We start from the raw sequence: 15,856 nt of genomic DNA on the forward strand, positions 1-15,856 counted from the left end.
TTTATAACTCCATATTTTGATAAATTGGCAGCAACATGGCTGCGTAGATAAGAACGACCATTAAGGCCACAAAGAGAAAGACCAGCGGTTGGATTAGCTGCATGGCTCTATTGACCCGAGAGAAAAATTCCTCCCAACACTCAGCTGCATAGACTGTCAGTTCGCTCCCCAACTTGGACTTGACCTGACCGTACTCGACAATCAAACTCAACTCCCGCTTAAAAAAGGCGTAGGTCTTGATGTGTTCGTCAAAACTACGACCATTTGAGAGCGACTGCTCCAGGTCCTGCCCAATCTCCCGAAAGAGCTGCGACTGCTGCTCTTGCATCAATCCCACAATCTGCGGCAGGTCCAAACCTTGCCCAATCAAACTTCCCCACTCCCTAGCGTAATAGGCCGTCAGATAGGTTTGGATGAGTTTTCCGAAAAATGGCAGAGCTGCCAAGCGGGAAAATGCCTTGATTTTGCTAGTTTTGCGAAACCAAACCATACCAGCCAAGACCGCTACCAAACTAAGTCCACTTAGGGATAAAAAGATGGTTGGTAGATGATTAATCAGCATGGTCGCAGCATTGCCTTCCTCCAACTGGGGCAGAAGGTAATTTTTCAAACCCAGCATAATCAAAAGCAGAAAACCAAGCAAGATAACTGGATAGGTTGCCACCTCAATCAGTTTTTTACGAACCTTGCTGACGTTATCCAGATAGGACTGGATATGGCTCAAACTCAAACTGGTATTGCCGTGAACTTCTGCCAAAGCCACCTGTGTGACCACCGCATCTGAAAATCGCAAATCCGCTAATAAGCTTGAAAATGGCTTTCCTGCAAGAAGGCCATCCGATAAGACCTGGGTGTAAGGATCTGCCAAAAGCTGACTACGCTTGAGGAAATCAACAATCTCCCCCAGATGAAAACCACTTGCAAAGAGATTGTTAAACAGCTCAATGACCTTACGCTGGCGCGCCAAGGGTAATTTTTTCTGTTTCTGCCTGCCGAAGACTGATATGTCCTGCTGCAAAAAGGCGATCAATTTGTTCATTCCACTGGTCTGCGGAATGGTTTTTGTAATTTCCTTTTGCAAAATCCACTACACCTCCTCCCCCAATCAATCGTTGATAGGCAATCCCTTGAAGGGCATTGTTTAGTTCCTCAGGACTGACCCCCAATTCCAACATACGGGCATAGACACCCGAAATAGACCTTGCGTGTACCGTTGAGAAGACCGTCGCTCCTGTCAGACTGGCCCTAATGACCGCCCGTGCCGTTTCCGCATCCCGAATCTCACCGATGATGAGCAGGTCCGGTCGATGACGGAGGGACAGTTTGATCAGATTATCGTAGGTGGCTCCGATGGCTTCATTGAGCTGGAGTTGCAGCATGTCCTCCTGTTTGATTTCGACTGGATCTTCGATGGTCAAAATCTGCTTGTCTGGGAATTTCAGCCTGGCAAGATGGTACATAAGCGTGGTCTTACCAGAGCCGACTGGACCCGAAAAAAGGTAGAGCCCTCGTCCCTTGATTTCTTCTGCAAGCCTCTCGGCCGCCTCAAACCAGAACTTGAGTTCCTTGTCATTGTCATAGAGCAGGCGGATAACCAGACTTTCCTTGCCACGATAATCTCCGACAGTTGATAAGCGAAGTGAAATCTCTCCGCTACCATATTCATAGTCACAGGAACCCTGCTGGCTACGGCGTTTTTCACCAACATTTAATCCTGCTAAAAACTTGAAATGGCTGATGATGGCTGTTACTTCCTCCTCAGCCAAGTCTTGCACAAATTCCCGCTCGTCCATGATGCGATGGTAGACTTGGTAGTCCTGACCACGAGGAACCAGATAAATGTCACTGACCCTATCCGCCACCGCCTTTTCAATCAACTTTCTTGCTTTTTCTTGTATCATAAAACCTCCTCACCCTATCTATTCGCAAGGAAACTTGATTTTCCATTCTTTTTTGTTAAAATAATAAAAAATCTTGGAGGTTCCTATGAAAAATTTAAAAAAAGGCGACCACATACGCGTAGTCAGCCCTTCTTCGTCTATTGAAAGAATTGGTGGATTCGAGGCCAATCTTGCTGCCAAGGAAAGACTAGAGGAACTTGGCTTCAAACTCTCCTTTTCTGAGCATTATTTTGAAAACGACATCTTCGATTCAGCTCCGATTACCAGTCGTGTTGCGGACTTGGAGGCGGCTTTTGCGGATGAGTCGGTCGATGCCATTTTGACAACAATTGGCGGTTTCAACTCTAACGAACTGCTGCCTTATCTGGATTTTGATTTGATTGTACAAAATCCGAAAATTTTCTGTGGTTATTCGGATACGACCGCCTTACTCAATGCCATCTACGCCAAGACAGGCATACCAACCTACATGGGGCCAGCTTATTCAAGTTTCAAAATGGTGCAAGCCCAAGAGTATCAGACAGAAGCCTGGCTCAAAGCTGTGACACAAGATTCCTTTGACCTGACTCCGAGCCCTGAATGGTCTAGTGATGCTTGGTACCTACCAGACGCCCCTCGCACCTTTTACCCAACAGAATGGAAAGTCTACAATCCAGGTCAGACCTCTGGCATTGCCATCGGCGGAAACATCTCAACCCTCAACCTGCTGACTGGGACCGAGTTTGCTCCCAAACCGGACAAGTATATCCTATTTTTAGAGGAGGCGGAAGACGATGATTACCTGATTATCGCTCGTCATTTAACAGCTCTTCTACAAGCCTATCCAAATCCACAAGCTCTTGTCTTCGGGCGTTTTCCTAAGGAAACCAAGATGACCGAGAAGATTTTGTTAGCAATTTTGGACAAGCACCCTATTCTCAAAAAAGTTCCTGTGCTCTACGATTTGGACTTTGCCCATACCCAGCCACTCTTTACCATTCGGATTGGCGGGCATGTTGAGCTTGATGCGGAAGCATTTTCTATCACATTCAGCTAAAAAGGATTGACTCGCAAAGGTCAATCCTCTTTTATTATTCATTTACGCAATTAGTTTGTTTTAATTTGCAGGGGCGCATACGAGGTTGCGTAGGTTGCTTAATAAAACCAGCCGGTAAATTTTCCCTCGCTTCTACCAACATCAACGAATGATACCGTTGTAAGTATTCATCACATTCCTCACACCAATGCTGTTCTGACTCATCCCAAAAAGCCACCATTGTGCCATTTTTACTCTGCTTTTTAGGGAACTTTTCTGACAATCGTACCCATTCCTTCTGAAATGCTTTTAAGGCATCTTCATAGCGATCAAAGGCTACCTTACTAACAATATCTTCTTCCCAACCATCTAAAAACCACCAGGGCTCAAAATCTCCATACATTTTAATTACTTGATACATAACACATACTTCCTTTTTCGTACACATTATACCGAATTCGTCTGATTTAAGAAAACATTCTGCTTGTTAATTCCTGATCAAATTGCGTAAGCGTTTTACTTTTGAACAAAAGAAAACACATCCCTCAGAAAGAGATGTGTCTCAAATCTTATTCAGTTACAGCTTCGAGATTTGCTTCTGCAGCAAGCTCTTCAGCTACTGTGTCTTCAATGATTTCAACTTCATTGATGGCTTGTGGTTCAAGATTACGGTAGCGGGCCATACCTGTACCTGCTGGGATAATCTTACCGATAATAACATTCTCTTTCAAACCGAGAAGGTTATCACGTTTACCACGAATGGCTGCATCTGTAAGGACACGTGTTGTTTCCTGGAAGGATGCGGCAGACAAGAATGAGTTGGTTTCAAGGGAAGCCTTAGTGATACCCATAAGAACTGGACGAGCTGTTGCCGGAATGCCACCAGCAATAACTACTTCAGCATTGGCATCTGTAAAGTCTGTGATATCCATGAGGGTACCCATGAGAAGATCTGTGTCACCTGGATCCATGACACGAACTTTACGAAGCATTTGACGAACCATTACCTCAATGTGCTTGTCGCCGATTTCTACACCCTGACTACGGTAAACTTTTTGAACTTCAGAAAGAAGGTAAGTTTCAACCGCCAAGACATCACGGACTTCGAGCAAGCGTTTTGGTTGGATAGAACCTTCGGTAAGGGCTGCGCCACGCGCAACTTGGTCACCAACTTCAACCTTCATACGGGCTGTAAATGGAACCACATATTCGCCTTCGCCAGTCACACCTTTAACAAAGACTTTCTTGGTACGAGTAGAAGCATCTTCTTCGATCGCTGTAACTTCACCTTTAACCTCAGTGATAACCGCTTCCCCTTTCGGATTACGGGCTTCAAAGATCTCTTGGACACGAGGAAGACCCTGCGTAATATCGCTGTTTGAGGCTACACCACCCGTGTGGAAGGTACGCATTGTAAGCTGTGTACCAGGTTCACCGATTGATTGGGCTGCAATTGTACCAACTGCTTCACCCACTTCAACCGCATCACCTGTTGCCAAGTTGATACCGTAACAATGACGGCAGACACCGTGACGAGTATTACATGTAAATACGCTACGGATGGTTACTTGTTCAACACCTGCATTGACAATTTCACGGGCAATATCTTCCGTAATCAATTGATTTGGACCAATGATAACGGCACCCGTTTCAGGATGTTTAACAGTTTTCTTAGTGTAACGACCTTGTAAACGCTCTTCAAGTGGCTCGATCATTTCCTTGCCATCTGTGATCGAACGGATATCAAGACCACGGTCTGTTCCACAGTCGTCTTCACGGATAATAACGTCTTGGGCAACGTCAACCAAACGACGAGTCAAGTAACCTGAGTCGGCTGTCTTCAAGGCCGTATCCGTCATACCCTTACGGGCTCCGTGAGTTGAGAAGAACATTTCCAATACAGAAAGACCTTCACGGAAGTTAGACAAGATCGGCAATTCCATGATACGTCCGTTCGGAGCAGACATCAGACCACGCATACCGGCCAACTGGGAGAAGTTGGAAATGTTACCACGGGCACCAGAGTCCATCATCATAACGATTGGGTTCTTCGGATCTTGTTTTTCAACCAGGCGTTTTTCCAATTTTTCCTTAGCTGAACGCCACTCATCTGTAACCGCTGTGTAACGCTCGTCGTCTGTAATCATACCACGACGGAATTGTTTCTTGATTTGTTCTACACGTTCGTGAGATTCTTCAATAATTTCAGCCTTGTTGTCGATAACAGGGATATCGGCAATACCCACTGTCAAACCAGCAAGTGTTGAGTGATAGTAACCCAAGTCTTTCAAACGGTCAAGAAGGGCTGATGTTTCAGTTGTACGGAAACGCTTGAAGATTTCAGCGATGATGTTACCGAGATTTTTCTTCTTGAACGGTGGGTTGATTGGCAATTCTGCAATGGCAGCCTTGATATCTGCACCTGGTTCCAAGAAGTATTTATCAGGAGTTCCTTCTGTCAAGTTAGCGTTGTTTGGCTCTTGCAAGTAAGGAAGTCCTTCAGGCATAATCGCGTTAAACAAGATTTTTCCGACAGTTGTCATCATAATCTTGTGTTTTTGGTTGTCTTTCCAAGGTTTATCGAGGCTATCCGTTGCAATACCTACACGAGTATGCAAGTGAACATAGCCATTGCGGTAAGCCATAACAGCCTCATCCGCATCCTTGAAGACCATACCTTCACCTTCACGACCAGCATCTTCCATGGTCAAGTAGTAGTTACCCAAAACCATATCCTGAGACGGTGTTACAACTGGCTTACCATCTTTAGGGTTAAGGATGTGTTCTGCCGCAAGCATAAGGATACGTGCTTCTGCTTGTGCTTCTTCTGACAATGGAACGTGAATGGCCATCTGGTCACCGTCGAAGTCGGCGTTGTAGGCTTCACAGACAAGCGGGTGCAAACGAAGGGCTTTACCGTCAATTAGAACTGGCTCAAAGGCCTGGATACCCAAACGGTGAAGGGTAGGGGCGCGGTTCAAAAGAACTGGGTGTTCTTTGATCACTTCTTCCAAGATATCCCAGATACGATCATCCCCACGTTCAATCAAACGTTTTGCAGCTTTGACGTTACCAGCAATATCACGGGCAACGATTTCGCGCATGACAAACGGTTTGAAGAGCTCGATCGCCATTTCGCGGGGCACACCACATTGGTACATTTTAAGCGTTGGACCAACGGCGATAACGGAACGTCCTGAGAAGTCAACACGCTTACCAAGCAAGTTTTGACGGAAACGTCCTTGCTTACCCTTAAGCATGTGGCTGAGTGATTTAAGTGGACGGCTACCTGGTCCTGTAATTGGACGACCTCGGCGACCGTTGTCAATCAAAGCATCCACAGCTTCTTGAAGCATCCGTTTTTCGTTTTGTACAATGATACCTGGAGCGTTAAGTTCCAAGAGGCGAGCCAAACGGTTGTTCCGGTTAATAACACGGCGGTAGAGTTCGTTCAAGTCAGACGCGGCAAAACGACCACCATCCAACTGAACCATTGGACGCAAATCTGGTGGAATAACTGGAAGGATGTTGAGAATCATCCACTCAGGCTTGTTACCAGATTTATAGAAGGCATCGAGTACATCCAAACGGCGAACTGCTTTAATGCGTTTTTGACCAGAAGCTGTTTTCAATTCTTCTTTAAGAGCTGCGATTTCTTTTGGAAGATCCACTTGCTTCAAGAGGTCTTGAATGGCTTCTGCACCCATTTTGGCAACGAATGAACCATAGCCATATTCACGCAAACGCTCACGGTATTCGCGTTCTGTCATGATTGACTTGTGCTCAAGCGGTGTATCTTTCGGATCAATCACCACGTAAGCTGCGAAGTAGATAACTTCTTCAAGCGCACGTGGGCTCATATCTAAGGTCAAGCCCATACGACTTGGAATACCTTTGAAATACCAAATGTGTGAAATTGGTGCTTTCAACTCAATGTGTCCCATACGTTCACGACGGACTTTTGCACGAGTTACTTCAACACCACAGCGGTCACAAGTAATCCCTTTATAACGGATACGCTTGTATTTACCACATGAACACTCCCAGTCTTTTGTTGGACCAAAGATGACTTCGTCAAAGAGTCCATCACGTTCTGGTTTAAGTGTACGATAGTTGATTGTTTCAGGTTTTTTAACCTCACCGTAAGACCATGAACGGACCTTACTTGGTGAAGCTAACGTGATTTGCATACTTTTAAATCGATTTACGTCAACCACTAATAATCCCTTTCTTTTCTTGTGAGAGGCTGGATTTCCACACCTCAAATTCTTGAACAATAATCAGCAGAATGGATAGCTGGTAAGCTATTTTTCTATAAATCAGACGGTGGAAGACTGTTGGTACTTATCTCTTTCAGTTCTGAGATTTGGACCAACTTGTTCCATCCATTCTCATTATTCTTTGTCTTCTGCTTCTTCTGCTGCAAAGGCTGCCGCTGCGTCAGCTGCTGCTTTTGCACGTGCTTTTTCAAGATCATCTACGTGGATGATATCATCATCTTCACCTTCATCAAGGTCACGCAATTCTACTTCGTTATCATCTTCATCAAGGACACGCATATCCAAACCAAGTGATTGCAATTCTTTGACAAGAACGCGGAATGATTCTGGAACACCTGGTTTTGGAATTGGTTTACCTTTTGTGATGGCTTCATAGGCTTTCAGACGACCTGTCACATCATCTGACTTGTAGGTCAAGATTTCTTGTAGGACGTTTGAAGCACCGTAGGCTTCAAGGGCCCAAACCTCCATCTCACCGAAACGCTGACCACCAAACTGAGCCTTACCTCCGAGTGGCTGTTGGGTAACGAGTGAGTATGGTCCGACTGAGCGGGCATGAAGTTTATCATCAACCATGTGGTGAAGCTTGATCATGTACATGACACCGACAGATACACGGTTATCAAATGGCTCACCGGTACGTCCATCGTAAAGAATGGTCTTGGCATCTGAATCCATACCCGCTTCTTTAACGGTTGACCAAAGGTCTTCTGAACTTGCACCATCAAAAACTGGTGTTGCAATGTGGATACCCAAGTTACGAGCCGCCATACCCAAGTGAAGTTCCATAACCTGACCGATGTTCATACGAGATGGCACCCCGAGTGGGTTCAACATGATATCAACTGGCGTTCCATCTGGAAGATATGGCATATCTTCAACCGGTACAATACGTGAAACGACACCCTTGTTACCGTGACGACCGGCCATCTTATCTCCGACCTTGATCTTACGTTTTTGAGCGATGTAGACACGAACCAGCATGTTAACACCTGATTGCAATTCATCACCGTTGGCACGAGTAAAGATTTTCACATCACGAACGACACCATCGGCACCGTGAGGTACACGAAGAGAGGTGTCACGCACTTCACGTGACTTGTCACCGAAGATTGCATGCAAGAGGCGCTCTTCAGCAGAAAGATCTTTTTCACCCTTAGGTGTGACCTTACCAACAAGAATATCGCCTTCTTTAACTTCCGCACCGATACGTATGATACCCATTTCATCCAACTGACGAAGGGCATCCTCACCAACGTTTGGAATTTCGCGTGTGATTTCTTCAGGGCCTAACTTGGTATCGCGGGTTTCTGATTCGTATTCTTCCAAGTGAACAGATGTATAGACATCTTCTTTCACCAGACGCTCAGACATGATAACCGCATCCTCGAAGTTATAACCTTCCCACGTCATGTAGGCAACGATTGGGTTTTGACCGAGGGCCATTTCCCCACGTTCCATAGAAGGACCATCTGCGATAAAGTCGCCTTTTTCAACGACATCGCCTACTTTTACAAGGGTACGTTGGTTATAGGCTGTACCAGAGTTTGAACGGCGGAATTTTTGAATGCTATAAACATCCAAGGAACCATCTTCACGGCGTACTTCTACCTTGTCCGCATCTGCATAAGTTACCTTACCATCATGTTGAGCAATAACTGCCGCACCTGAGTCATGAGCAGCCTGATACTCCATACCAGTACCAACGTAAGGTGCTTTTGGATCAATCAATGGAACAGCCTGACGTTGCATGTTGGCACCCATGAGGGCACGGTTGGAGTCATCGTTTTCCAAGAAAGGAATACATGCTGTCGCAACGGCAACTACCTGTTTCGGTGAAACGTCCATGAAGTCCGCTGAATCTGCTGGGAATTCCTGGTTGTTACCTTGATGACGTCCCATAACAATCTTATCAACGAAACGGTTGTGTTCATCAAGTGGTGAAGTCGATTGAGCTACGATATAGGCATCTTCTTCATCTGCTGTCAACCAAACGATTTCGTTCGTTACTGTACCAGTTGCACGGTCGATCTTGCGGTATGGTGTTTGGATGAAACCATACTTGTTGAGGTGACCATAAGAAGACAAGTTGTTGATCAAACCGATGTTTGGTCCCTCAGGCGTTTCAATCGGACACATACGACCATAGTGAGTGTAGTGAACGTCTCGAACCTCATAACCAGCACGGTCACGAGTCAAACCACCAGGTCCCAAGGCTGACAAACGGCGTTTGTGAGACAACTCAGAAAGTGGGTTGTGTTGGTCCATGAACTGTGACAACTGGGATGAACCAAAGAATTCTTTGATTGCGGCTGTAACAGGACGGATATTGATGATTTGTTGTGGCGTCAATACTTCATTGTCTTGAACAGACATACGCTCACGCAAGTTACGCTCCATACGGGTCAAACCGATACGGACTTGGTTGGCAAGCAATTCACCAACGGCACGAATACGACGGTTACCCAAGTGGTCGATATCGTCTACGCGACCAAGACCCTCAGCCAAGTTGAGGAAGTAGCTCATCTCTGCCAAGATATCCGCAGGCGTTACTGTACGTACGTTTTCCGCCGGATTAGCATTACCAATCACAGTGACTACACGATCTGGATCCTTAGGAGCTACAATCTTGAATTTCTGCAAGAGAACTGGCTCAAGGAGAACGGCATTGTCATTTGGAATGTATTCTACCAAGTTGAGCTCATCGAATTGTGCTTCTACTTTTTCAAGCACATCACGGCTCAAGACAGTACCAGCTTCCAAGACGATTTCGCCTGTCTCACCGTTAATCACATGTTCTGCAAGCGTTTGGTTGAGCAAGCGAGTACGAAGGTTGAGCTTTTTATTGATTTTATAACGACCAACAGGTGCCAAATCGTAACGACGTGGGTCAAAGAAACGAGCTGTCAAAAGGCTACGAGAACTTTCAGCTGTCTTTGGTTCACCTGGACGAAGACGCTCATAGATTTCCTTGAGGGCTTCATCTGTACGAGAATCCGCTGGATTTTTATGAATATCTTTCTCAATAGTGTTGCGAACCAATTCGCTATCACCAAAGATATCAAAGATTTCATCATCACCTGAGAAACCAAGTGCACGTACAAGCGTTGTAAATGGAATCTTACGTGTACGATCTATACGAGTGTAGGCAATGTCTTTTGAATCTGTTTCCAATTCCAACCATGCTCCACGGTTAGGAATAACCGTTGAACCATAACCAACCTTACCGTTCTTATCGACTTTATCGTTGAAATAAACACCTGGTGAACGAACCAACTGAGAAACGATGATACGCTCTGCACCGTTGATGATGAAGGTACCCATTTCAGTCATGATTGGGAACTCACCGAAGAAAACTTCTTGAGTTTTAATCTCGCCAGTTTCCTTATTCACAAGACGGAAAGTTACATAGATTGGAGCTGAGTAGTTAGCATCGTGTGCACGCGCCTCTTCCAATGTGTATTTAGGCTCTTTCAATTCATAACCAACGAATTCCAATTCCATGGTATCCGTAAAGTTTGAAACTGGAAGTACATCTTCAAAGACCTCTTTCAAACCATAATCAAGAAAATCTTTAAATGAATCCGTTTGGATTTCAATCAAATTTGGTAAATCAAGAACTTCCTTGATTCTTGAAAAACTACGACGGGTACGGTGTTTACCGTACTGAACTTCATGTCCTGCCAAAAGTTTTCTCCTTTGTATATAAGATACTAAGCCGTAAACAACTCAAAGAAAAATAAGCGGTAAGTCCAAAATCTTTGATTTTGTAGACGCACCCTCGTCAGAACGACTAGGACTTTCTTGACCAATAGTCGAAGAAAGTTCAGTCGTTTACGACGCCACGAAGTAAACAAAAACAAAGATCTACAAACCTTACCTTTTTTCACAGAGTTGTAGGCGAGTTCAATTAAAAGATACGAGGACGTAAAATTCGAGAGAAAAATAAGCGGTAAGTCCGAAATCTTTGATTTCGTTGACGCACCCTCGTCAGAACGACTAGGACTTTCTAGACTGAAGGTCGAAGAAAGGCCAGACGTTTACGACATTATAAGCAGCTAACAAAACAAAAATTCATTAACAAAGCTTTTTTCCGACGAATTTAGTCCGAGTTCAATTATAAATAGCCATCAATTGACCAATATTTATCCCTTTTCTGAATATTTAGAATTTTTAAGAATAAGTAACAATTCTCAATATAATCCCTCATAGACACAAAAAGAGCAGCTAAATCTTCCTTCAAAAAGTTTGATTTAACTGCTGCAAGCCTTGTTTGGACAATATTTCAAACAAGACACACGACAAATTATTTACAAAATTATACCACAACTTCTTCCAAAAAGCAAGGCTAATTATTATTCTCTTGTTGACTTGTTGTTGGCTGAGTTTCAGACGATGGACTAGTATTGGTAGCTGAGGAACTAGAAGAACTTGGACGAGTAGAGTTGCTAGATTGATTTGAATTCGTAGCTGAACCAACTACGCTATTCCAAGCCTGTGCCCGATCACTGTCTGTACCACCAACCATAAAGTTGTAGCTCGTAACAGGAGCGCCATTCTTAGCCCAATAACTGGTAGTCGTCGCACCACCAATCATGATCTGGCGTCCGTTTACTTGCGTTGCTCCTGCACGTTGACCTGTAGAAGCAACAACATTCGAAGCAATCACGCTACCATCCAACTCAAAGCGACCTGCAAACATATCTGCATTCACATTATAGAGCGCATTAACCATATGAGCGACATATTGCGAATTGTTGTGATAGCCTGTCCAAACATACATTTCTGAGTTATCATCATTTCCAGCCCAAGTCCCCAGAGTTACTTTTGGAGTTGATAACATGAGCCAGACGTCATTTACCTCGTTACTTGTTCCCGTTTTACCGACAAAGTCCGAAGCTGCTGCCTGAGGATTTAAGCCGCTCAACCGATTCTTGAAGGTCGTTGTATAGCCCGAATTCACTACTTGGCGCAAGAGTTGGTTCATGATGCTTGCGGTGGCCTTGGAATAGACTTGAACAGGAGCTGCTTCATGCTGGTAAACAACCGTTCCATCCGCAGCCGTAATATTCTCAACAATATAGTGTTTGTGATAGACACCACCATTAGCTAAGGTCTGATAGGCATTGGTATTGGTCAAAACCGAAATTTCAACGCCACCACCGAGTGGCACACTTTCAATATCATACATAGGAATATGATAGTTCATCTTCTCCATGTATGCCTTGGCATCAACTCCTGCATTTTGAATCATCTTATAAGTCCAGAATGCCGGAATGTTCACAGATCTATCGATTGCCGTCTGCAAGTTCATCATGCCCGAACCTCGACTGGTTCCATACATGATTGGTTGCCCACTTGAGAAATTGGTTGGATAATCTGACAAAATACTTGCTGAACCGATTAAACCTTGGTCAATGGCGATACCATAAGCCAATAAAGGTTTAATGGTCGAAGCAGGCGAACGCAGGGTATCAAAGGCATGGTTGTTTTGGTTAGTCGCATAATCCCGACCACCAACAAAACCTAGAATAGCTCCTGTGGAATTGTCAATCAGCACACTGCCTGTTTCAACGTACACATTTCCATTATCCAACACCGAGCCGTAATTGGCAACAACTGACTGCATGGTATCATAAATACCCTTATCAACTGTACTCTTAATGGTATAGCCACCTTGACTAAGCTCCTGCTTAGCCAAGTCCTCATAAGAGCTCCTTGTCACATCGTTCTTCAAATCATTCTCAGAAACCTTATCACGTTTCACCAAGTAGTCAAACATGACTTGCTGAGCCTCTTCCATCACCTCATAATAGAGATAATCCTTAGTATCAGCTGTCACAGGCGCTGGGGCAATGAAGTCCTGCTTAATATCGTAAGCCTTATAGGTTTCATATTCTTCCTTGGTCAAGAACGAAGCACGATACATATTGAAAAGAACATCTTGGTAACGTTCGATACCGTAAACCATATCCTCATCCGACTTACGAGTACCATCGGAAGCATATGGAGAATAGACAATTGGACTTTGCGGTAGACCTGCAATAAAGGCTGCCTGTGGAACTGTCAACTCACTGGCAGGTTTGCCAAAAATTCCTTGAGCGGCAGCTTCTGCTCCCGCAATATTTCGACCTTGATTGTTCCGCCCAAACGGTGAAACGTTCAAATAGATGGTCAAAATCTCTTCCTTGGTCATATTGCGTTCCAGGGCCAAAGCTGAAATAATTTCATTCGCCTTTCGAGTAAAAGTCGGTGCATCTCCGACCAACTGCTGCTTAATGAGCTGCTGGGTCAAGGTAGAACCACCACTGGATGACCCAAGACCAACCGAGCCCAATGCCGCACGCAAAACAGCTTTTGGCACAACTCCGTTATGACTTTCAAAAGTTTCATCCTCTGTCGCAATAACTGCTTGCTTGAGGTAGTCCGATACATCACCAGCCCCAACTGGTACACGAAGCAAGTCCGAATTAACCTCTGCTACTAGGCTGCCGTCAGAATAGACTACTTTGGAAATCCGACTTACTTCTGAAACCTGTGTCAGCAGTTCCTCGGTCTTAGGCACCTCAACCTTGTCAAACAAACTCGCAACAAAACCAACTCCTATACCTACACCAAAAAGAACAAATAGGAACAACAAGACAGCAATGGAATTGAGCAACAATTTCAAGGTGCGAAGGAAAACACCAAACGTATCTCCGAGCCCTTGAGCATTTGATTTATCTTTATGTTTTTGCTTATCTGATTTAGTCGTCATAGTAACTCCTTATCTTACCATTATACCAAATTTTGTTTATTTTCCACAATTTCATGGTATAATAAGGGAGAATTTTTATTGGTTAGATGTGGTTTTTATCACATTCTATTTAAGGAGAAACGCATGAACATTTTTGAAGAACTAAAAGCACGTGGCTTGGTCTTTCAAACGACAGACGAAGAAGCCTTGGTAAAAGCACTGACAGAAGGGCAGGTTTCTTATTACACCGGCTATGATCCAACAGCAGATAGCTTACATTTAGGTCACTTGGTTGCAATTCTAACCAGCCGTCGTTTGCAGTTGGCTGGTCACAAGCCTTACGCCCTAGTTGGTGGTGCGACTGGTCTGATTGGTGACCCTTCCTTCAAGGATGCGGAGCGCAGCTTGCAAACCAAAGACACCGTGGACGGCTGGGTAACAAAAATCCAAGGTCAGCTCTCTCGCTTCTTGGATTTTGAAAACGGCGACAATAAGGCTGAAATGGTCAACAACTACGACTGGTTCTCAGGCATCAGCTTTATCGACTTCCTCCGTGATGTTGGTAAATACTACACAGTCAACTACATGATGAGTAAGGACTCTGTGAAAAAACGGATTGAAACAGGGATTTCCTACACCGAGTTTGCCTACCAAATCATGCAGGGCTATGACTTCTACGAACTCAACGACAAGCACAATGTGACCCTACAAATCGGTGGTTCTGACCAGTGGGGCAACATGACTGCAGGTACCGAGTTGCTTCGCCGCAAGGCTGACAAATCTGGTCACGTTATGACTGTACCACTTATCACCGACTCGACAGGTAAGAAATTCGGCAAATCGGAAGGTAACGCCGTTTGGTTGGATGCCGACAAGACCTCTCCATATGAAATGTACCAATTCTGGCTCAATGTCATGGATGACGATGCTGTTCGTTTCTTGAAAATCTTCACTTTCTTGTCCTTGGATGAGATCGCTGAAATCGAGAAACAATTTGACGCAGCTCGTCATGAACGCTTGGCTCAAAAGATTTTGGCTAAGGAAGTGGTGACATTGGTCCACGGTGAAGAAGCCTATAAGCAAGCCCTTAACATCACCGAGCAATTGTTCGCTGGCAACATCAAAAACCTGTCCGCAAGAGAGCTCAAGCAGGGTCTCAGCAACGTTCCAAACTACGCTGTACAGGCTGAAGACAACCTTAACATCGTGGAACTTCTAGTCACCTCTGGTATTGTCAGCTCAAAACGCCAAGCTCGTGAAGATGTGCAAAATGGTGCCATTTATGTCAACGGTGAGCGTGTGCAGGACTTGGATTATACTCTTTCTGACAGCGACAAAATCGACGGCGAGTTAACCGTTATCCGTCGTGGGAAGAAGAAGTATTCTGTGTTGACTTATTAGTATTTTTCAAGGAAATCCTATGTGATTTCCTTTTGCTCTATCAAAAGGAGGTAGCGATGAGCTGTATTTTTTGCCATCAACTCAACGAAAATGACATTCTCTATCAGACAGAGCATTTCAAGGTCGTCTGGGACATTGACCCTATTCAAACTGGGCATCTGTTGATTATCAGCAAAAACCACTATGATACACTCAGCCAAGTTCCTCCTGCTGTTCGCTATGAATTATCGGACTTGGAAGTTTTTTTGACTGAAAAACTCTGTCAGGAATTAGCGATTGATGGCGTGACCATGGCTTGCAATGACCGCTTGTTTGACGCTGGTACCCATTTCCATGTTCATCTCATCCCACGCTTTCAATCAGATGGCTTCTGGGACCAGATTAGGCTTACGCAAGCCCAGCTGGACCTGAACAAACTCCTCAAAGCATTATAAAAAGCAGCCCGATGAACTGCACCCCAAAAGTTAGACACAAAATCTAACGATTGGGGTGTTTTTCTTATGAAATTAAGTTATGAAGATAA

General features: G+C 44.6%; 9 protein-coding genes. 3 read left to right on the forward strand and 6 right to left on the reverse strand.

The genetic code is table 11. From position 1 onward, the window contains the following. Position 1: 1 nt before the first annotated feature. Positions 2-1,039, reverse strand: coding sequence for a competence type IV pilus assembly protein ComGB (comGB, locus tag ACEE44_RS08520; RefSeq protein ID WP_449171923.1), 1,038 nt, complete (start codon positions 1,037-1,039; stop codon positions 2-4). Further along, a complete protein-coding gene (comGA, locus tag ACEE44_RS08525; protein WP_449171924.1) occupies positions 951-1,901 on the reverse strand; it encodes a competence type IV pilus ATPase ComGA in 951 nt (316 codons plus the stop codon). The genes comGB and comGA overlap by 89 nt, the downstream gene beginning before the upstream one ends. Positions 1,902-1,986: 85 nt before the next feature. On the opposite strand from comGA, the gene ACEE44_RS08530 reads away from it, so the two are divergent. Continuing rightward, a complete protein-coding gene (locus tag ACEE44_RS08530; protein ID WP_449171925.1) occupies positions 1,987-2,937 on the forward strand; it encodes a S66 family peptidase in 951 nt (316 codons plus the stop codon). A gap of 34 nt (positions 2,938-2,971) precedes the next feature. On the opposite strand, the gene ACEE44_RS08535 is transcribed toward ACEE44_RS08530, so the two are convergent. The 4 genes from ACEE44_RS08535 to pbp1b form a co-directional block, all read right to left on the reverse strand. Further along, complete coding sequence (locus tag ACEE44_RS08535) at positions 2,972-3,337, reverse strand: DUF1033 family protein (protein WP_449171926.1); 366 nt, start codon at positions 3,335-3,337, stop codon at positions 2,972-2,974. A 148-nt stretch (positions 3,338-3,485) separates the two neighbouring features. Continuing rightward, the gene (gene rpoC / locus ACEE44_RS08540; RefSeq protein WP_449171927.1) at positions 3,486-7,133 is read right to left on the reverse strand and encodes a DNA-directed RNA polymerase subunit beta'; all 3,648 of its coding nucleotides are present in this window, start codon (positions 7,131-7,133) and stop codon (positions 3,486-3,488) included. Between the two features lie 177 nt (positions 7,134-7,310). Beyond that, a complete protein-coding gene (rpoB, locus tag ACEE44_RS08545; protein ID WP_449171928.1) occupies positions 7,311-10,883 on the reverse strand; it encodes a DNA-directed RNA polymerase subunit beta in 3,573 nt (1,190 codons plus the stop codon). Positions 10,884-11,544: 661 nt separating this feature from the next. Beyond that, positions 11,545-13,953 (reverse strand): penicillin-binding protein PBP1B, encoded by a 2,409-nt coding sequence (gene pbp1b, locus ACEE44_RS08550; RefSeq protein ID WP_449171929.1) that lies wholly within the window; start codon positions 13,951-13,953, stop codon positions 11,545-11,547. Positions 13,954-14,076: 123 nt separating this feature from the next. Here pbp1b and tyrS point away from each other — a divergent pair, with 123 nt between their 5' ends. Both tyrS and ACEE44_RS08560 read left to right on the forward strand, forming a co-directional pair. Beyond that, the gene (gene tyrS / locus ACEE44_RS08555) at positions 14,077-15,333 is read left to right on the forward strand and encodes a tyrosine--tRNA ligase (RefSeq protein WP_449171930.1); all 1,257 of its coding nucleotides are present in this window, start codon (positions 14,077-14,079) and stop codon (positions 15,331-15,333) included. A 56-nt stretch (positions 15,334-15,389) separates the two neighbouring features. Beyond that, positions 15,390-15,767 carry an HIT family protein gene (locus ACEE44_RS08560; protein WP_449171931.1) on the forward strand — a complete coding sequence of 126 codons (378 nt, stop codon included), beginning with the start codon at positions 15,390-15,392 and terminating at the stop codon, positions 15,765-15,767. Positions 15,768-15,856: the final 89 nt, after the last annotated feature.

Source organism: Streptococcus sp. 32226D021BW (assembly GCF_053545015.1).